This window comes from Micromonospora sp. D93 (assembly GCF_018070365.1).
Lineage (GTDB): Bacteria > Actinomycetota > Actinomycetes > Mycobacteriales > Micromonosporaceae > Micromonospora > Micromonospora ureilytica.
On the sequence record NZ_JAGPXW010000040.1, the window covers coordinates 25304 to 43094 of the forward strand.

At 71.2% G+C, this 17791-nt stretch carries 18 protein-coding genes, 1 tRNA gene and 1 pseudogene; 8 read left to right on the forward strand and 12 right to left on the reverse strand.

The window, feature by feature from the left end; genetic code table 11:
* Positions 1-36: 36 nt before the first annotated feature.
* Both KBX71_RS30605 and KBX71_RS30610 read left to right on the forward strand, forming a co-directional pair.
* On the forward strand, positions 37-1218 hold the full coding sequence (locus KBX71_RS30605; RefSeq protein ID WP_210821218.1) for an ice-binding family protein: 1182 nt from the start codon (positions 37-39) through the stop codon (positions 1216-1218).
* 337 nt (positions 1219-1555) lie between these two features.
* Positions 1556-2305: an SDR family oxidoreductase gene (locus tag KBX71_RS30610; RefSeq protein WP_210821219.1), complete on the forward strand. Its 750-nt coding sequence runs from the start codon at positions 1556-1558 to the stop codon at positions 2303-2305.
* A 57-nt stretch (positions 2306-2362) separates the two neighbouring features.
* On the opposite strand, the gene KBX71_RS30615 is transcribed toward KBX71_RS30610, so the two are convergent.
* Positions 2363-2449, reverse strand: a tRNA-Ser gene (locus KBX71_RS30615).
* 75 nt (positions 2450-2524) lie between these two features.
* On the opposite strand from KBX71_RS30615, the gene deoD reads away from it, so the two are divergent.
* Positions 2525-3232, forward strand: coding sequence for a purine-nucleoside phosphorylase (gene deoD, locus KBX71_RS30620; protein ID WP_074315244.1), 708 nt, complete (start codon positions 2525-2527; stop codon positions 3230-3232).
* 104 nt (positions 3233-3336) lie between these two features.
* On the opposite strand, the gene KBX71_RS30625 is transcribed toward deoD, so the two are convergent.
* From KBX71_RS30625 to KBX71_RS30640, 4 genes are read right to left on the reverse strand one after another with little or no spacing between them, the layout of a single operon-like run.
* Complete coding sequence (locus KBX71_RS30625) at positions 3337-4536, reverse strand: ABC transporter permease (protein ID WP_210821220.1); 1200 nt, start codon at positions 4534-4536, stop codon at positions 3337-3339.
* A complete protein-coding gene (locus tag KBX71_RS30630; protein WP_210821243.1) occupies positions 4536-5219 on the reverse strand; it encodes an ABC transporter ATP-binding protein in 684 nt (227 codons plus the stop codon). The genes KBX71_RS30625 and KBX71_RS30630 overlap by 1 nt, the downstream gene beginning before the upstream one ends.
* 8 nt (positions 5220-5227) lie before the next feature.
* On the reverse strand, positions 5228-6319 hold the full coding sequence (locus tag KBX71_RS30635; RefSeq protein WP_210821221.1) for a peptidoglycan-binding protein: 1092 nt from the start codon (positions 6317-6319) through the stop codon (positions 5228-5230).
* Positions 6316-6828 (reverse strand): hypothetical protein, encoded by a 513-nt coding sequence (locus KBX71_RS30640; RefSeq protein WP_247684376.1) that lies wholly within the window; start codon positions 6826-6828, stop codon positions 6316-6318. The genes KBX71_RS30635 and KBX71_RS30640 overlap by 4 nt, the downstream gene beginning before the upstream one ends.
* A gap of 141 nt (positions 6829-6969) precedes the next feature.
* On the opposite strand from KBX71_RS30640, the gene KBX71_RS30645 reads away from it, so the two are divergent.
* Positions 6970-7626, forward strand: coding sequence for a response regulator transcription factor (locus KBX71_RS30645; RefSeq protein WP_210821223.1), 657 nt, complete (start codon positions 6970-6972; stop codon positions 7624-7626).
* Positions 7623-8777, forward strand: a complete 1155-nt coding sequence (locus KBX71_RS30650; RefSeq protein WP_210821224.1) for a HAMP domain-containing sensor histidine kinase — start codon at positions 7623-7625, stop codon at positions 8775-8777. The genes KBX71_RS30645 and KBX71_RS30650 overlap by 4 nt, the downstream gene beginning before the upstream one ends.
* Before the next feature lie 13 nt (positions 8778-8790).
* Here KBX71_RS30650 and KBX71_RS30655 read toward each other — a convergent pair whose 3' ends face one another.
* The 4 genes from KBX71_RS30655 to KBX71_RS30670 all read right to left on the reverse strand — a co-directional run bounded on the left by KBX71_RS30655 (position 8791) and on the right by KBX71_RS30670 (position 10645).
* A complete protein-coding gene (locus KBX71_RS30655; RefSeq protein WP_210821244.1) occupies positions 8791-9237 on the reverse strand; it encodes a nucleoside deaminase in 447 nt (148 codons plus the stop codon).
* Positions 9238-9382: 145 nt separating this feature from the next.
* Positions 9383-9910 (reverse strand): tRNA adenosine deaminase-associated protein, encoded by a 528-nt coding sequence (locus tag KBX71_RS30660; protein WP_124821381.1) that lies wholly within the window; start codon positions 9908-9910, stop codon positions 9383-9385.
* A 117-nt stretch (positions 9911-10027) separates the two neighbouring features.
* Positions 10028-10195 (reverse strand): hypothetical protein, encoded by a 168-nt coding sequence (locus tag KBX71_RS30665; protein ID WP_167493094.1) that lies wholly within the window; start codon positions 10193-10195, stop codon positions 10028-10030.
* A 111-nt stretch (positions 10196-10306) separates the two neighbouring features.
* Positions 10307-10645 carry a hypothetical protein gene (locus KBX71_RS30670; RefSeq protein ID WP_210821245.1) on the reverse strand — a complete coding sequence of 113 codons (339 nt, stop codon included), beginning with the start codon at positions 10643-10645 and terminating at the stop codon, positions 10307-10309.
* A 115-nt stretch (positions 10646-10760) separates the two neighbouring features.
* Between KBX71_RS30670 and KBX71_RS30675 the strand changes: the two genes are divergently transcribed.
* Together KBX71_RS30675 and KBX71_RS30680 are read left to right on the forward strand one after the other, a co-directional pair.
* Positions 10761-11522 (forward strand): M23 family metallopeptidase, encoded by a 762-nt coding sequence (locus KBX71_RS30675; RefSeq protein ID WP_210821225.1) that lies wholly within the window; start codon positions 10761-10763, stop codon positions 11520-11522.
* A 2-nt stretch (positions 11523-11524) separates the two neighbouring features.
* The gene (locus KBX71_RS30680; protein WP_210821226.1) at positions 11525-12598 is read left to right on the forward strand and encodes a PHP domain-containing protein; all 1074 of its coding nucleotides are present in this window, start codon (positions 11525-11527) and stop codon (positions 12596-12598) included.
* Here KBX71_RS30680 and KBX71_RS30685 read toward each other — a convergent pair.
* Positions 12481-13600, reverse strand: a pseudogene (locus KBX71_RS30685) (DMT family transporter); the annotation flags it as partial. The gene KBX71_RS30680 and the pseudogene KBX71_RS30685 sit on opposite strands and share 118 nt — an antisense overlap.
* A gap of 130 nt (positions 13601-13730) precedes the next feature.
* On the opposite strand from KBX71_RS30685, the gene KBX71_RS30690 reads away from it, so the two are divergent.
* Positions 13731-15401 carry a DUF885 domain-containing protein gene (locus tag KBX71_RS30690; protein WP_210821228.1) on the forward strand — a complete coding sequence of 557 codons (1671 nt, stop codon included), beginning with the start codon at positions 13731-13733 and terminating at the stop codon, positions 15399-15401.
* An 80-nt stretch (positions 15402-15481) separates the two neighbouring features.
* On the opposite strand, the gene KBX71_RS30695 is transcribed toward KBX71_RS30690, so the two are convergent.
* Entirely contained in the window at positions 15482-16900 is a 1419-nt protein-coding gene (locus tag KBX71_RS30695) for a DUF6114 domain-containing protein (protein WP_210821229.1), read from the reverse strand.
* Between the two features lie 91 nt (positions 16901-16991).
* Positions 16992-17615 carry a DUF6230 family protein gene (locus tag KBX71_RS30700; protein ID WP_210821230.1) on the reverse strand — a complete coding sequence of 208 codons (624 nt, stop codon included), beginning with the start codon at positions 17613-17615 and terminating at the stop codon, positions 16992-16994.
* Positions 17616-17791: the final 176 nt, after the last annotated feature.

The window sequence follows — 17791 nt, forward strand, 5'->3', positions numbered from 1 at the left end:
GAAGTGCTACCACCCATCCAGCCGCCCGAGGAGATCATGGCGACGCTTGCCCACAGTGGCGCTTCTCGGAAGGTCACGGGGATGGCCCGGGTAGCCACCGCCCTGACTCTGGTCGCCGCGACCACCGTCCTGGCCGTCCTGGCCGGACCACGCAACGCGAGCGCCGCCGAGCCGCCGGTGCCGCTGGGCACCGCTGCGGACTTCGCGGTCCTTGGCGGCATGAGCGTCACCAACACCGGCCTCAGTGTGATCAACGGTGATATCGGCGTCAGCCCGGGCACCACCGTGACCGGGTTCCCTCCCGGTCAACTGAACGGGGTGGTGCACGCCAACGACGCCCTTGCCATTCAGGGCATGAGCGATCTGACGACTGCCTACAACGACGCGGCCTCACGCACGACCACTGCCGTCGTCTCGGATCAACTCGGCGGCACCACCAAGACCACGGGCGTGTATGAGTCCGCCGAGGGCACGTTCACCATCACCGGGGACCTGACCCTCGACGCGGAGGGCGACCCGAACGCGGTCTTCATCTTCAAGACCGACAGCACGGTCATCACCGGCATGTCGAGCATGGTGAACCTGATCAACGGGGCCCAGTCGTGCAACGTCTTCTGGCAGGTCGGTAGCTCCGCCACACTTGGCGCCAACTCCACGCTTCGCGGCAACCTCCTCGCCCTCACCTCTGTCACCGTGGGCGCGGCGCTCGAAGTGGACGGTCGAGCGATGGTCATCAACGACACGGTGAGCATCGACACGAGCACGATCACCCGTTCGACCTGCGCGGTACCCGGTGAGTTGTCGATCAGCGCGCCGGAGATGGCCGATCTGGGCAGCGCCAGCCTGGGCGGAGTCGTGTCGGGCAATCTGGGACCGGTCACGGTGACGGATGAGCGTCTTCTGTCGGAGCCGACCTGGACCGCCACCGTCGTCGCGACGAACTTCGTCACCAGCGGCGTCCCGGTTCACACGATCTCCAACACCAACGCCTCCTACTGGTCGGGCCCGGCCACCGCAACCAGTGGGATCGGCACCTTCACCTCAGGCCAACCCACTGCGGCAGACGCAGAGATCATCAATGTCGAACGCACGGCATTCACGCTGACCGACGGCGTCGGCAACAACTCGGCGACCTGGGATCCCGTGGTCTCGGTTCAGATACCTCTGACGGCCGTCGCGGGCGTCTACAGCGGAACGATCACGTTCTCGGTCGCCTGACGACTATTTCGGACAACTACTCGACCGGTACGAGGTCCGTTGGGTGAGAGCGTCCCGCGCGTACTCCTTGTCTTTTTCGGCGTAGCGGGCCACGGCCTTGCGGAACCTCCGCCGCGCGCCCCAGCGCCTCGTCGGCGTCGAAGCCCCGCGGTCACCCTCGCTGCGGCACAGCTCACCCCTTCCCCGCACACATCTTGGCCGCGATAAAGACCGATCGGTACAGAAATTTGCGGACCCGGTCGGTGGTTGCTACGTTCGGTTACGTACCGCTCAGTACAGAACTTGCAGGAGGGCCGGCCGGCCGAACACCGCCACACCCCAACAGAGGAGATCCATCGTGGGACAGCTCGACGGCAAGACCGCCCTCGTCACCGGGGGCACCACGGGCATCGGCCTGGCCGCCGCCCGCCGCTTCGCCGCCGAAGGCGCGTACGTCTTCGTCACCGGCCGCCGCAAGGGCCCGCTGGACGAGGCCGTGGCCAGCATCGGCGCCAACGCCACAGGCATCGCCAGCGATGTGAGCAAGCTCGACGACCTGGACCGGGTGATGCGGGCGATCGAGGAGCGGGGCGCCGGGTTGGACGTGGTGTTCGCCAACGCCGGCGGTGGGGAGTTCCGTCCGCTCGACTCGATCACGGTCGAGCACGTCGCCAGCACCTTCGACACCAACATCTACGGCACCATCTTCACCGTGCAGAAGGCCCTGCCCCTGCTCAACGAGGGCGCCTCGATCGTGCTGACCGGCTCGACGGCCGCGAGCAACGGCACCCCTGCGTTCAGCGTCTACGCCGCGTCCAAGGCAGCCATCCGCTCGTTCGGCCGCACCTGGGCTGCCGAGCTGATCGGCCGGAAGATCCGGGTCAACACCCTGATCCCCGGCTCGACCGAGACCCCCGGGCTCGCGGGCCTCGCGCCCAGCCCCGCGGAGGCCCCCGGGCTGCTGAAGGCCATCGCCTCGGGCGTGCCCATGCAGCGCATGGCGCACCCGGACGAGATCGCCAACGCGGCGCTCTTCCTCGCCTCCGACCAGAGCAGCTTCATGACCGGCGGCGAGATCTTCGTCGACGGTGGCGAGCAACAGCTCTGACGCGAAAACGCCCGGTCGATCCTCGCGGATCGACCGGGCGTTTCTGCATTTCATGAGCGGTGGCGGAGGGATTTGAACCCTCGGAGGGCGTTAACCCTCACACGCTTTCGAGGCGTGCTCCTTAGGCCGCTCGGACACGCCACCGCCGACGAGGGTACAGGACCGCCGGTTCCGACGCCGAACCGGTATCGCCCGTGCCGGCCTGGCAGGATCTTTGCCATGAGTACGCACATCGGCGCGAAGCCGGGCGAGATCGCCGAGCGGGTCCTGATGCCGGGTGACCCCCTGCGGGCCAAGTGGATCGCGGAGACCTACCTCGAGGGCGCTACCTGCTACTCGACGGTTCGGGGCATGCTGGGCTTCACCGGCCGCTGGAACGGCGTCGAGGTTTCCGTCCAGGGCTCCGGCATGGGCATGCCGTCGGCCTCCATCTACGCCCACGAGTTGATCAACGAGTACGGCGTGAAGACGCTGATCCGGGTCGGCTCCTGTGGTGCCCTCAGCACGGACCTGCAACTGCGGGACGTGGTGGCGGCGATCGGGTCGTCCACCGACTCGAACATGAACCGGATGCGCTTCGACGGGCTGATCGACTACGCCCCGGTGGCCGACTTCGGGCTGCTTCGTACGTCGGTCGAGGTTGCCGAGCGGCGCGGCATCACCATGCACGTCGGGCCGATCCTGGCGGCGGACGCCTTCTACACCGACCGGCCGGACCTTTACGACACCCTCGCCGACTACGGCGTGCTGGCGGTGGAGATGGAGTCGGCGGCGCTCTACACGATCGCCGCCCGGTTCAAGGCCCGCGCGCTGACCGTGTTGACCGTCAGCGACCACATCAAGACCGGTGAGAAGACCACCTCGGAGGAGCGCGAGCAGACCTTCAGCCAGATGGTCGAGATCGCCCTCGACACGATCATCGCCTGACCTGTTCGGGCGGCAGCACCGCGAAGAGCGTGATGACTGTGTGGCATCAATATGCCTCAGAGTCATCACGCTCTTTCGCAGCAGGCCCGCCTGGCCGGAGAAAGTCAGGCGGCGGCCAGCGCCTCGGTCGGCGCGAGGCGGGCGGCGCGCACGGCGGGGTAGAGGCCCGCGAAGCCGCCGATGACCACCGTCGCGCCCACCCCGCCGAGCATCGCCCAGGCCGGCACCACTGTCGGCCAGTTCTGCGACAGCGCGTAGCCCGAGGTGACCACGATGCCCAGCACCACCCCACCGATCCCGCCGAACGCGGAGAGCAGCAGTGACTCGGTGAGGAACTGGGTCCGTACCTGACCGCGGGTTGCTCCGAGTGACCGGCGCAGGCCGATCTCGGCTCGGCGCTCCAGCACCGAGATCACCATGGTGTTCGCCACGCCGACTCCACCGACCAGCAGGGCGACCGCGCCCAGGCCCAGCAACAGCCCGGTGAACGCGTCGTCGGTGGCCTCGGCGGCGGCCAGCGCGTCCGAGGGCCGGGACACCTCGACCTCGTTCGGCGCCTCCGGGTTGGTGGTCGCGCCGAGCACCGACCGGACAGCCTCGACCTGGGACTCCTGCGCCCGGGTGTAGACGGTGGTCGGGTGGCCGTCGAAGCCCAGGTATTCGGTCGCCGCCGGCCAGCCGATCAACGCCGAGGTGTCCAGTTCCGGGGCGAGTGGTGCGGCGGCGAGGGTGCCGACCACTGTGAACGGCCGCCCGCCCAACCACACCTGCACCTGTGGGTCCGCCGTGGTGATCCCGAGCCGCTGCGCAGCGGTGGCGCCGAGCACGACCGCCGGGTAGCGGGCGGTCGCATCGTTGAGCCAGGTGCCGGTGGCCACCTCCGCCCCCACGGTGCCGAGCAGGTCCAGCCGGGCCGCCTGGGTGGCGATGCCACCGGTCTCCGCGGCCGGGATCCGGTCCGAGCGGTACACCTTGGCGTCGGAGACCTGCCCGGTCGCGGACACCTCGGTCACCGGGCCGATCCGCCCGATCATCGCGACCGACTCCTCGGGCAGTTGCGCGTCCGCACCGAACAGGGTGCTGCCCGGCGCGACGGTGAGCAGGTTGGTGCCGAGCGCGTCGAGCGCCCGGTCCAGCTCGGCCCGGGACGACGAGGAGATGCCGACCACCGCGATCATCGCGGCGATGCCGATCGCGATGCCCAACGCGGAGAGGAACGCCCGTAGCGGACGGGTCCGCAGCCCCACCCCGCCGACTCGCAGGACATCCGCCGGCCGCAGTCGGGCCGGGGTCAGCGTCGCCATCAGCCGACCCCGCCCGACGTGAGGGCCGAGTCGTGCCGCACCGCGCCGTCGCGCATCCGCACCTGCCGGGGCAGGCTTCCCGCGATCTCCCGGTCATGGGTGATCACCACGACGGTGGTGCCGGCCCGGTGCAGATCGTGCAGCAGCTCCAACACCCCGGCACCGGAGTGGGAGTCGAGGTTGCCGGTCGGCTCGTCGGCCAGCAGCACCGCCGGCTCGCCGACCACCGCGCGGGCCACGGCCACCCGCTGCCGTTCCCCGCCGGACAGCTCGTGCGGCCGGTGCCTCAACCGGTGGCCCAGGCCAACCCGGACCAGCGCGGCCTCCGCCCGTTCGCGCCGCCGCCTCAGCGGTACGCCGGAGTAGAGCAGGCCGTCGGCCACGTTGTCCACGACCGGGACGCCGGGCGCGAGGTGGAACTGCTGGAACACGAAGCCGATCCGGGTGGCCCGCAACGCGGACAGCTCCCGGTCGGTCAGCTTCGCCGCGTCGTACCCGTCGATGAGGACGCTGCCCGACGACGGCCGGTCCAGGGTGCCGATCAGGTGCAGCATTGTCGACTTTCCCGATCCGGACGGGCCGACGATCGCGACCAACTCGCCGTGGCCGATCCCCAGCGACACGTCGTCCAACGCGACGACGCCGCCGGCGTACCGCTTGCTGACCCGGTCGAGCACGATCACCTCGCCGCTCACGTCGGCACCACAACCGTCGTGCCCTCGGTGATGCCCGTACCGGTGACCTCCACCCGGCCGTCGGCGAACAACCCGGTGGTCACGGCGAGGACCCGGCTCGCGCCGTCCTCGGCGACCTGGACGCCGTAGCCGCCCTCGGCCAGCGCCAACAGCGCCGCCACCGGCACGGTGAGCACGTCGCGGCGCTCCGAGACGGTGAACGTGACATCCGCGCTGGCCTGGTCGAAGTCGGTGAGGGCCTTCGGGTCGGTCACCGCGACTGTCACCTCGATCTTCGTCTCGGCGTCGTCGGACTGCCCGTTGGCGCCGGCCGCGGCGGCCTGGACGACCGTCTCGACAGTGCTGATGGTGCCCGCCACCGTCCGACCGTCCGGCAGCCGCACGGTGACCTTCGCGTCGCGCTTGGCCAACCGCTGGTCGTCCACGTCCAACTCGACGGTGACGACCCGGCTGGTGCCGGTGTAGGTCAGCACCGCCTGGCCGGGCTTTGTGAGATCGCCGACGTCGGCCTGCTGGCTCTCCACCCGGACCTCCCGGTCCGCGTACACGATCCGCCCCGGCTCGACCCGACCGGTCTCGGTCAGACCCAGGTCCTCCTGCCACTCCCGGACGGCGTCCGCGGTGGCGCCGGTGTACTCGTCGTCGACAGTGAACCCGGTGTAGCCCAACGCGTCGAGGTTCCGCTCGAACTGCGCGACGTCGGCACCCTCCACCCCGGGGGCGAGGGTCCGGTACGCGGGCAACCCGCCGTAGAGCAGCACCACCTCCTCGTTGTCGACCAGGTAGAGCGCCTTGCCCCGTCGTACCGTCGACCCGGTCGCCGCCAGCGCGGTGACCGTGCCGTTGAGTTTCGCCGTGGCGGTACGCGTCGTGCCGTACCCCAGCTCGCCGTCCGCGGTCTCCGAGTCGGCGAGGGCCTGCCGGGTGACAGTGGCGGTGGAGGGTGGCACGCTGCCGGCCTGGGCGCGGCCCCCGTCGGCGCCGCCCCCGAAGCCCACCGCGGCGACCACGCCCATGGCAGCGACCAGCAGAACGACGCCTCCGGTGACGGCGGCGCGCAGCCGCGAGCGGCGGATACTGCCGATCACCGGCCACCGCCGAACTGCGGCGCGTGCTGCCGGCACTTCTCCAACGCGGCCTTCATGGCCGGATCGCCGATGTCGATGGCGTTGCCCCCCGTCCCGATGCGGACCCGCCCGTCGGCGTCCGGGTCCGGGAAGTCCGGCACCCCGTTCTCCCGCATGCACTTGGCCAATGTGCGCATCTGCTCGGCCTGCTCGGGGTTGAGCTGCGGTCCCTGCCCGCCGTTGGGCAGCTTGTCCTGGCACTTCTCCATGGCCGCCTGGACCTTCTGCTGATCCACGTCCGCGCCGAACCGGAAGCCGGGACGACCGCCCGCCTCCGGGTCGGGCATGTCCACCCCGTTCTCCCGCATGCACCTGGCGAAGGCGAGTTGCCGGTCCGAGTCACTGACCGGCGTGCCGCTCGCCGTGGCCCCGGCCTTCGCCCCACCGGCGGTCGCTACCCCGCCGTCGTCGTCGCCTCCCGCGCCGCACCCGGACAGCGCCAGGGCGAGCAGGACGGGGATCGCAAGCATCTGTCGTCGCATGGTGTCCGCTTCCGCTCAGGTCCGACGCGGTTCGCCGAACGTGACACCCAGTGCACGGCAACGGACGTATCTGCGGCGTTACCGTCGGCGGTTATGCCGCCGTTACCGCACCCCGAGCACCATGGAGGGGTGAGAGTGCTGGTGGTCGAGGACGAGAACGTGCTGGCGGACGCCATCGCCGAGTGGCTGCGTCGGGAGTCGTTCGCTGTCGACGTGGCGTACGACGGTGACGCCGCGCTGGAACGGCTCGGCGTCAACGAGTACGCCGTGGTGGTCCTGGACCGGGACCTGCCTGTGGTGCACGGCGACGACGTGTGCCGGGCAATCGTGGACGCGGGTGGGGAGACCCGGGTACTGATGCTTACCGCGTCGGCGGCGGTCCGGGAGCGGGTGGCGGGGTTGGCGCTAGGCGCCGACGACTACCTGACCAAGCCGTTCGCCCTGGTCGAGCTGTCGGCTCGGGTGCACGCGCTGACTCGCCGGTCCCGCCCGGCGGCGCCGCCGACGCTGCGTCGCGCCGGCATCCAGCTCGACCCGGCCCGACACGAGGTACGCCGGGACGACAGGCACGTGGCGCTGTCCCGCAAGGAGTTCGCGGTGCTGGCCGAGCTGCTCCGCGCCGACGGCGCGGTGGTCTCTGCCGAGGAGCTGCTGGAACGCGCGTGGGACGAGCACATCGACCCGTTCACCAACGTGGTTCGGGTGACAGTCATGAAGCTGCGCCGGAAACTCGGCGACCCGACGGTGATCGAGACGGTCCCCGGGGCGGGGTACCAGATCCGATGAAACGCCTGACGATCCGCGCCCGGCTCACCCTCATCTACGGCGGGCTCTTCCTGTTGGCCGGCGTGGTCCTGCTCGCCGTCACGTACGTGCTCGTGGATCAGCGGATGCCGCAGCCGTTCGGGGTGAAACTGCGCGACCTGCCGAAGACCTCCCCCACGACGCCCAGCGGGCAGAACGTCGACAGCATCCGCGCCCTGTTGCAGGAGGTGCAGGACGAGGCGAAGCGCAACGCGTTGGAGTCGCTGCTCACCCAGGGCGGGATCGCGTTGATCGTGGTGTCGACGGTGGCGATCGCGTTCGGCTGGCTGCTCGCCGGTCGGGCGTTGCAGCCACTGCACCAGATCACCGGCACGGCCCGCAGGATCGCCGGCGCGGACACCGCCGGTCGTGGTCTGCACGAGCGGATCGCGCTCACCGGCCCTCCCGACGAGGTACGCGAACTCGCCGACACGTTCGACGAGATGCTGGAACGGCTGGACCGCTCCTTCGACGGGCAGCGCCGTTTCGTGGCGAACGCCTCGCACGAACTGCGTACCCCGTTGGCGCTCAACCGCGCACTGGTGGAGCTGGCTGTCACCCGCCCGGACGCGTCGGCGGAGACCCGGCGACTCGGCGAGTCGCTGCTGGCGGTCAACGAACGCCACGAGCGGCTGATCGACGGCCTGCTGACCCTGGCCGACTCGGAGAACGAGCTGACCGAGCGTACGCCTGTCGACCTGGCCGAGGTCTGCGCGCACACGACCGACCAGGCTGGGAAGCAGGCCCCCGGCGTGCGGGTACGGCGGGCGCTGGCCCCGGCGCCGACCAGCGGCGACCTGGTGCTGTTGGAGCGGCTCACGTTCAACCTGGTGGAGAACGCGCTGCGGCACAACCTGCCCGCCGACGGTTGGGTGGAGGTGCGCACCGGGCTGGTCGACGGCCGTCCGACGCTCACTGTGACCAACACCGGCCCGGTCATCCCCGGCTACGACGTCGAGCCGATGTTCCAGCCGTTCCGCCGGCTGTCACGGGAGCGGGTGGCCGGGGCACGGGGCTTCGGGTTGGGGTTGTCCATCGTCCGCGCGGTGGCGCGGGCCCACGGCGGCACCGCCGAGGCGCAGCCCCGCCCGGGCGGCGGTCTGATCGTCACTGTCACTCTGCCGCCGGCCTGACCGGCGACCGGCCTCAGCGGAAGAACGCGCGCAGGACGGCGGCGGTCTCGGCCTCCAGCACCCCGCCGTAGACCTCGGGGCGGTGGTTGAGCCGACGGTCCCGCAGCACGTCCCAGAGCGACCCGGCCGCGCCGGTCTTGGGCTCCCAGGCGCCGAACACGACTGTGGAGACCCGGGCCAGCACCAGCGCCCCGGCGCACATGGTGCACGGTTCCAGGGTGACGACCAGGGTGCAGCCGTCCAACCGCCACCGGCCGGTGCGCTCGGCGGCCCGGCGCAGGGCCAGCACCTCGGCGTGGGCGGTGGGGTCGCCGGTCAGCTCCCGCTCGTTGCGTCCGGTGGCCAACTCGGTGCCGTCCGGCCCGTAGAGCACCGCCCCCACCGGCACGTCGTCGACGTCGGTGCTGACGGCGTCGCCGACGGGCGGACCGGCGACGGCGATCTCCAGGGCGCGGCGCATCCACAGCTCGTGCCGCTGCCGTCGGCCGACCTCACCCGGGTCGGCGAGGCCCTCGTGGGCGCCGGGCCCGGCACGGCGCACCGCACCGGGGGTCGGCTGTCCCGGCCGGATCGACTCCAGAGACGGATCGGTGGCGTCGGCCGGCTCAGACCTCACGCAGCTCCTCGACCTCGTCGGCGCAGCCGAGCACCTGGCAGATCTCGGCGGTGACGTCCGCCGGCATCATCCCCTCGTGCGTGCACAGGGTCAGCAGCTTCTGCGCGGAGATGCCCAGGTTGGCCAGCAGGTCGGCGTCACCGACCGGGTCGGCCTCCGGGTCGACGACGGGCTGCTCGCTCTCCTCGTCGCCGGTGCTCACCGGGCGTGGCTCGTCGTCACCGTCGAGCCCGGTGACCGAGGTCTTCAGGTCACCGACCAGCAGCGACCCGAGCTGCGACTCCTCGGCGTACGCCGAGTCCGAACCGAACACCCGCAGGTCCTCGCCCTCGTCGAGGCGCAGGATCACCAGGTACGCGTCGTCGGCCTCGACGAAGAGCAGCGACACGTCGGCCTCCAGGTCGACGTCCCGCAGCCGGTCGGCAACCTCGTCGATGTCGGTGGCGCCACGCAGGCTGACCTCGGCGGCGGTCCAGCCACTGTCGTCGCGCACCACGGCCGCAGCGAAGTACGACACGGTCCCCCCAATAGCCCTCGACACAGCGTCGACTCGTTACGCGTGCACGTTAGCCGGTCGAGTCGGCAGGCGACCCGTCAACGCCCCGAAGGGCCTGTCATTCCTGACAAAGTCGGATCAGCCGACGACTCGGCGGCGGGTGGCGATGAGCTGGCGCAGACGCTCGGTGCGCTGCCGCTGCGGCCGGCTGCGCTGGCGGACCGCCCGGGCGCCCGCCAACTCCGCCAGCAACTGCAGTCGACGGCGACTGCGATCGGGATCCTGCCGGGGAGTGGTCCAGGCCATAGCCCCGAGCGTGCCGAGTCTGGGCGGCCACGTCAAGACGGCGTTCGCTACGCAGCCAACCGGGCACACGGTGCAGTCAACGAGCGCCTTTTCGGGGCCTGTCCGTGCCGGTCACCACAGCGGCCAGTCACCGCCGGTGGCCCAGCGGACCGCCACCACGGCGGCGGCGATGCTCCAGCCACCCGCCGTGACGATGGCGACCCCGGTGGCCACCCCTCGGTCGCCGTAGCGGACCAACACCAGGGCGGTGACCCAGGCCAACAGGCCGGCGATGACCGTCCACCACGCGTAGCTGGCCACGTCGGTGCCGAGCAGGCCGAACAGCAGCAGCCAACCGGCCGCCGTGCCGCCGCCGGCAGCGACACCACCGCCGGTGATCGGGTGCGGTTCACGGTAGGTGGGCCGGGTCGGTGGCCCGGAGGGGAAGAGACCCGACGGGGTACGCGGCATCGGGCGGACGGCACCGAAATCCGGGCCAGGTTCGGGTCGGGCAATGGTCACCGTCGCTGCCCTCCCTCACGCGTGCCGCTCGTACCCACGGTACCGGCTCTGCCAGGATGACCGGATGTCCTCGCCGACGATCAGCCGCCGCGCTCGTCCGGCGTACCCGATCCTGCTGTTGCTCGCCCCGGTGCTGGCCGCCGGCTGCGCGACCACCCGGCCGGGGGTGCCCGACGGCGCCGCGCCGACGCCACCGGCGGTCTGGGCGACCGCCGACCAGCCGGCGTCGCAGTCGCCCACGCCGACGGCGACCGACCCGGGCCCCCCGGCGCCGTCGTCGGCCCGGCCGTCGGCGACGGCACCCCGCACCGGGCTGAAGCACGTCTTTCCGGTACGCGCCGACGACGTCGACTACCACCCGACGCACGGGGCGTACCCGGCGACGGACCTCTTCGCCGACTGCGGCGAGCCGTTCGTGGCGGTGACCGACGGGACGGTGCTGGAGGTGAGCCGCGTCGACAGGTACTCCAAACGTGGGCCGCAGGGGCCGGACAACGGCGGCCTGTCGGTCTCCCTGCTCGGCGACGACGGGGTGCGCTACTACGGCTCGCACCTGAGCGTCGTGGCCAGCGGCGTCGACGCCGGGGTGCGGGTCCGCGCCGGGCAGCAGCTCGGCAAGGTGGGCCGCACCGGCAACGCGAACAACGTCTGTCACGTGCACTTCGGCATCTCACCGGCGTGCGCCGGTAAGGACGGCTGGTGGATCCGGCGCGGGGTGATCTGGCCGGCGCGTTACCTGGACTCCTGGCGCCGCGGCGGCAATCGCGAGCCGGCCGCCGAGGTCACCGCCTGGCAACGTAAGCACGGCTGCCCGAAGGTGCCCTGATCATGGTTGACGCGAGAGATCCCATCGCCGATCTGCGCCGGATCGCGTTCCTCCTGGAACGCGCCAACGAGGCCACCTACCGGGTACGCGCGTTCCGGTCGGCGGCGAAGGCGCTGGCCGGCCTGTCTGCGGCCGAGCTGACCGAACGGGCCGGCAACGGCACGCTCACCGAGCTGGCCGGGGTCGGTGACGTCACGGCTCGCTGCGTGGCGGAGTCCCTCGCCGGTGAGGAGCCGGTCTACCTCCGCCGGCTGGTGGCGACCGAGGGCAGCGACCTGGGCGCCGAGGCCACGGCGCTGCGCGCCGCCCTGCGCGGCGACTGTCACACCCACTCGGACTGGTCCGACGGCGGCTCGCCGATCGAGGAGATGGCGTTGGCCGCTGTGGAGTTGGGCCACGAGTACCTGGTGCTGACCGACCACTCGCCCCGGCTGACGGTGGCCCGGGGGCTGACCGCGGAGCGGCTGCGCAGGCAACTCGACCACGTGGCGCAGGTCAACGCGGCGCTGCCCGAGGGTTTCCGGATCCTCACCGGGATCGAGGTGGACATCCTCGCCGACGGATCCCTGGATCAGGACGACGACCTGCTGGGGCGACTCGACGTGGTGGTCGGGTCGGTGCACAGCGGCCTGAAGGACGAACTGTCGAAGATGACCCGGCGCATGCTGAAGGCTGTCGCCAACCCGCACCTGGACATCCTCGGCCACGTCACCGGCCGGATGGTGTCGTCCCGCCCCGCCGGGGTGACCGGTCCGGGCGATCGGGGGCACCGCGCGCGTACCCGGGCGGAGAGCGACTTCGACGCGGACGCCGTCTTCGCCGCCTGCGCCGAGAACGACACCGCCGTCGAGATCAACTCTCGGCCGGAGCGGCAGGACCCCCCGAAGCGCCTGATCCGCCGGGCGCTGGAGGCCGGCTGCCGGTTCGCCATCAACACGGATGCGCACGCGCCCGGCCAACTCGACTGGCAACGCTTCGGCTGCGAACGCGCCGCCCTCTGCGGCGTCCCCGCCGACCGTGTGATCAACACCTGGTCGGCTGAGCAACTGGTGGACTGGACGCACCACCGCCCCTGACCAGCCCCCGGCGGTGGTCAGTCAGCGACGGGCGAGTTCGGCGGTGGGGATGGCGGGTGCGCCGACGCCGACGACCGGGCTGGTCCGGCGGCGGCTGAACATGCCCTGCGAGACCGCGACCCCCAGCAGCACGATCAGCGCGCCGACCGGTTGGTGCCAGTTGAGTCGTTCGTCGAGCGCCACGGCACCGATCAGCACGGCGAAGATCGGGATCAGGTACGTGACTGTGGAGGCGGTGCTCGCGCCGGCCAGCCGGATGTTGCGCATGTTGATCACGAACGCGAGGCCGGTGCCGAGCGCGCCGAGGGTCAGCACACTTGCCACCACCCCCGTCGACAGCTCGGTGGGCAGCGGCGGCAGGCCCGCGACGAAGGGGGTGACGATGGCCAGCTGCGCGGCGGCGAGCAGCAGTTGCGCCGTGGAGAGCGACAGACCCGAGTACGCGCTGCCGGCGACGAACCGCTTCTGGTACGGGATGGCCAGGCCGTAGCAGGCCGCCGCACCGAAGCACATGAGCTGCCCGGTGAAGTGCGCCCCGCCGATGCCCTCCCAGACCCCGAGCACCACCAGCACCCCGACGAAGCCCAGCCCGAGCCCGATCGCACGGCGCACTGTGAGCCGCTCGGTGCGGAAGACCAGCACGGCCAGCGGCAGCACGATCAACGGCGTGGTGGCGTTCAAGATGCCGGCCAGCATCGACTCGACCCGCTGCTCGCCGTAACCGAAGAGGGTGAACGGCACGGCCACGCCGAAGGCGGCGACGACGGTCAGGTGCGCCCAGACCCGGGGTTCGCGGGGCAGCCGGTCGCGCAGCACGGCGAGCACCACCAGCAAGGTCAACGCGCCGGCGACGACCCGGTAGAGGGTGAGTTGAACCGGGTGCAGCTCGGCCACCCCGACCTTGATGAAGAGGAAGCTGGAACCCCAGATCGCGGCGAGGGCGACGAAGCCGGGCAGCCAGGCGCGGACCGGCGCTCTGTCAGGAGTGGTATCGGTGGTCACCCCTGACACTCTGCCGCATCCGTACGACAAAGTCGCGTGCCTTTCGCCCGTCGCGCCGCGCTCGAACCCGCAGGTCCAACACGGCAAACGTCGACGACAACGGGGTGGGGTGGTCACGTAGGGTCGCAGCGTGGGACGAATTGATGAACTCGCCAACCGCTACGTGGCCGAGTGGGCGCCGTTGAGCCCCACCGGCGCGACCTTCGTCGGCATCGCCGGCCATGACGACCAGCTCGACGATCTCTCGCCCGACGGCTACGCGGCGCGCGCGGACCTCACCCGCCGGACCCTCGCGGGGCTGGAGGTGACCGAGCCGGAGACCGAATCGGAACGGACCGCCAAGGAGGCCATGCAGGAACGGCTCGGCCTGGACCTCGCCCGGTACGACGCCGGCGAGGTGACCAGCGAGGTCAGCGTGATCACCAGCGGGCTGCACGAGATCCGCATGGTGTTCGACCTGATGCCCGCCGCGACCAGCGACGATCAGGCCAACATCGCCGCCCGGCTCAACGGCTTCGGCGCCGCACTGGAGGGCTACAAGACCACGCTGCGTGAGGCGCTCAACGCCGGTGAGGTCAGCTCGAAGGTGCAGCTGGTCGAGGTGGCCAAGCAGTGCGACATCTGGGTCGACCCGACCGGGGACAACTTCTTCCACGGGCTGGTCGAGCGGCTGGGGGCCGAGGGCACGCTCGGCTCGGAGCTGCGTCGGGGTGCGGCGGCGGCGACCGCGGCGACCGCGGAGTTCGGCCAGTTCCTGCGTACCGAGCTGGCCCCGCACGGGCGGGACAAGCAGGCCGCCGGCCGGGAGCGCTACGAGCTCGCCTCACAGTACTTCCTCGGCGCCAAGATCGACCTGGACGAGACGTACGCGTGGGGCTTCGCGGAGCTGGCCCGCCTGGAGGCGGAGATGCGGGTCGTGGCGGGGCGCATCGCCGGCTCCGGTGCCACCGTCGACGAGGCCGTGGCCACCTTGGATGCCGACCCCGCCCGGACCATCCAGGGCAAGGAGGCGTTCCGGGACTGGATGCAGGCGCTGGCCGACAAGGCGATCACCGAGCTGCACGGCACCCACTTCGACATCCCGGAGCAGGTCCGCCGCATCGAGTGCTGCCTCGCCCCGACCAGCGACGGCGCCATCTACTACACCGGCCCGAGTGAGGACTTCTCCCGTCCGGGCCGGATGTGGTGGGCGGTGCCGCAGGGCATCAGCGACTTCTCCACCTGGCGCGAGGTGACCACGGTCTACCACGAGGGCGTGCCGGGTCACCATCTCCAGGTGGCGCAGACCGCCGTCCGGGCCGACCTGCTCAACCGCTGGCAGCGGCTGCTCTGCTGGGTCTCCGGGCACGGCGAGGGCTGGGCGCTCTACTCGGAGCGGCTGATGGACGAGCTGGGTTACCTGGAGGATCCGGGCGACAAGCTGGGCATGCTCGACGGCCAGGCGATGCGCGCGGCACGGGTGATCGTGGACATCGGCATGCACCTGGAGTTGGAGATCCCGAAGGACAATCCCTTCGGCTTCCACCCGGGCGAGCGGTGGACGCCCGAGCTGGGCTGGGAGTTCATGCGGGCGCACTGCCGGGTTCCGGACGAGAACCTGCGCTTCGAGCTGAACCGCTACCTGGGTTGGCCGGGGCAGGCGCCGTCGTACAAGGTGGGTGAGCGGATCTGGCTCCAGGCCCGCGAGGACGCCAAGGCCCGCAAGGGCGCCGATTTCGACCTGCGGGAGTTCCACCGGCAGGCGTTGGACCTGGGCGCGCTGGGTCTCGACCCGCTGCGCCGGACGCTCGCCCGGCTCTGACCGGGCCGACACGGCTGCGCGCGCCAACGGTACGGCGAGTCCGTCGCCGCGCGCAGCCACGCGCTCGCGCGCCGGTGGGCTCAGCCGAGGGTGAGCGCCAACGCCGGGCGGGCGGTCAGCGTGTCGCTGGTGACGTACGCCAGGTCGATGGCGGGGTCGGTGAACGTGATCGGGATGGGCGAGGTGACCGGAATGCCGTCCGGTAGCGGCAGGTCCGGGGTCAACGTGATCTTGATGCCGAGTAGTCGACCGACGAACCGGGTCGCGTAGAAGGCCACGTCTCCCCGGACGGTCAGCTGGTTCGTCGCGTACCGCTGGTTGCGCCCTGCGGGGCCGTCGGCGCGTAGCAGGAAGTCGGCGGTCACCGCCTCCCGCATGCTGAACTTGAGCACCTTCAGGTCACCCGCCACTGTGTGCAGGTCCGTGACCCCGTCGAACCGCAGCCCGGTCATCCGCACCGACGACCCGGTGAGCTTCGACGGCGTCTGGGCCACCGTGGGCAGGGCCGGGTCGGCTGCGATGCGCGGCAGGGGCTTGCCCGGCTGCGCCGTTTCGGGCTTGTCCGGTGCCGTCGTGCCGGGCTTGCCGGGGGTCGGCTTGCCCGGGGACTGCGGCGGGCAGTCGGCGGGGCCGGGGCGGGGGGTCGCCGTGCTGGTCGGCCGGGTTGCCGGCGTGGCGGTGGGGTGTGCCGTGGGCGCGGGGTCCTCGCCGCCTCCGAGGCCGAGCAGATCGCCGATTCCGTCCAGGATGTCGGTGATCACGTTGCCGTCCCGCTCCGGGCTCGGGGTGGGTGTCGGCGTGGTCGCGCCGCGGCTGGGCGACGGGGTGACCGGCCGGAACGGAGTGGGACAGCCGTTCGAGGTCGGCCGGCTGGGCGCGGCCTGCACCGCTCGGGGCTGGCCGGCCAGGCCGACGGCCGCCAGGCCGAGAACCACGAGAGCGATGGCGAAAGCTCGCGGATCAGCGGAACGTCCCGGCGACTCGGGCGGCACCCCCTCGTCGGACGCCCGGCCCGCCGGCTCGGCGCGCTCGACGCCGGCCTGGTCAACGGTGCCCTGGTCAACGGTGTCCTGCTCGGTCTCCGCCTGTCGCTGGGCGGGTGGTGCGGGGCGGATCGGCGTCCAGGCGAAGGCGAGCGCGCTGCCGATGATGCCGAGCAGCAGACCGACGAAGAAGCCGCCGAGGTTGAGCCCGATCAGCGAGTACACCGCGGTGACCGCCGCGACGACCGAGTAGAATAGCCGCTGCGCCGGGGTGAGCCAGAGCAGCAGGCCACAGGTCACCAGGATGATCGGGATCAGCAGCGAGAGCAGGCCGGTCGCGCCACTGTGGAAGCTGAGTCCGTTGAGGGTCATCCGGGTGGAGGCGAACATCTCCAGCCCGGCCAGGACGATGAGCAGGCCGCCCCAGAACGGTCGGCTGCGCTGCCAGCGGCGAAAGAGCCGCCACGCCTGAGCCGGACCACCGGGCCGGGCGTGGGACGGGTTCGCGGTTGTCACGTACTCCTCCTGGCCGAGCGGGGACGGGAGCCGAGCGGGGACGAGAGGTGGGCCGGCCCGCGGTGCTGACCACCGCGGGCCGCGGCTCACCTCAGAAGCACTCCTTGCCCTTGGCGTCGTCACCCACGTTGACCTTGAGTCGGAGGCCGACCAGGTTGAACGTTGCCGCCGTGGTGTAGCGGGACACCTGTTGCAGGTTGGTGATGGTGACGTGGTCGGAGTTCTGGCCGAAGGAGCCGGCCTGCGCGGTCGGGTTCAGGTCGGTGGCGTCCCGACCGATCCTGATGTTGGTGAAGGTCGCGTTGCCGTTCAACGAGTCCATCGCGATCAGCAGGTCCTTGGCGCGGGCGGGTTCCTTGCCCTCGCCGGCGTTGATGGTGAGCACCACCGGCAGGCCCGGCAGGTCGGCGCGGACGGACTGGCAGAGGCTGTACAGCTCGGCGCTGCTGATCTCGGAGAGCGCGATCGGGTGGACCTGGCCGGACTTTCCGTCCTTGCCCTTCTCGCGGACGATGCCGCCGTACTGCTTGAAGCCGTCGCCCTCCAGGCGGTCGGCGCCGATCTTGAACGTCTGCCCGGAGACCGTGATGTCGGACGCGATCGCGCCTGTCGACATTCCGAAGAGGATGGCGCCGGCGGCCGCCGTGGCGGGCACCATCATCGCGGCGAACCGCCACCATCGGGTACGACCCTGACTGTCAAATCGATCCTGCACGGGTTCCTCCTCGGGTCGATGCGCGCGAGTGGCCGGTCCCGAACTGGCGGCCCCACCGGGCCCGTCATCTGTTACCGGCTGGTAACCATCGGGCTTGATGGTGCACCCGTTGCGGCGCAGCTCACAACCCCCCGATTACCTGGCGGTAATAGTCGGACCACCGGACGGAGGTACGG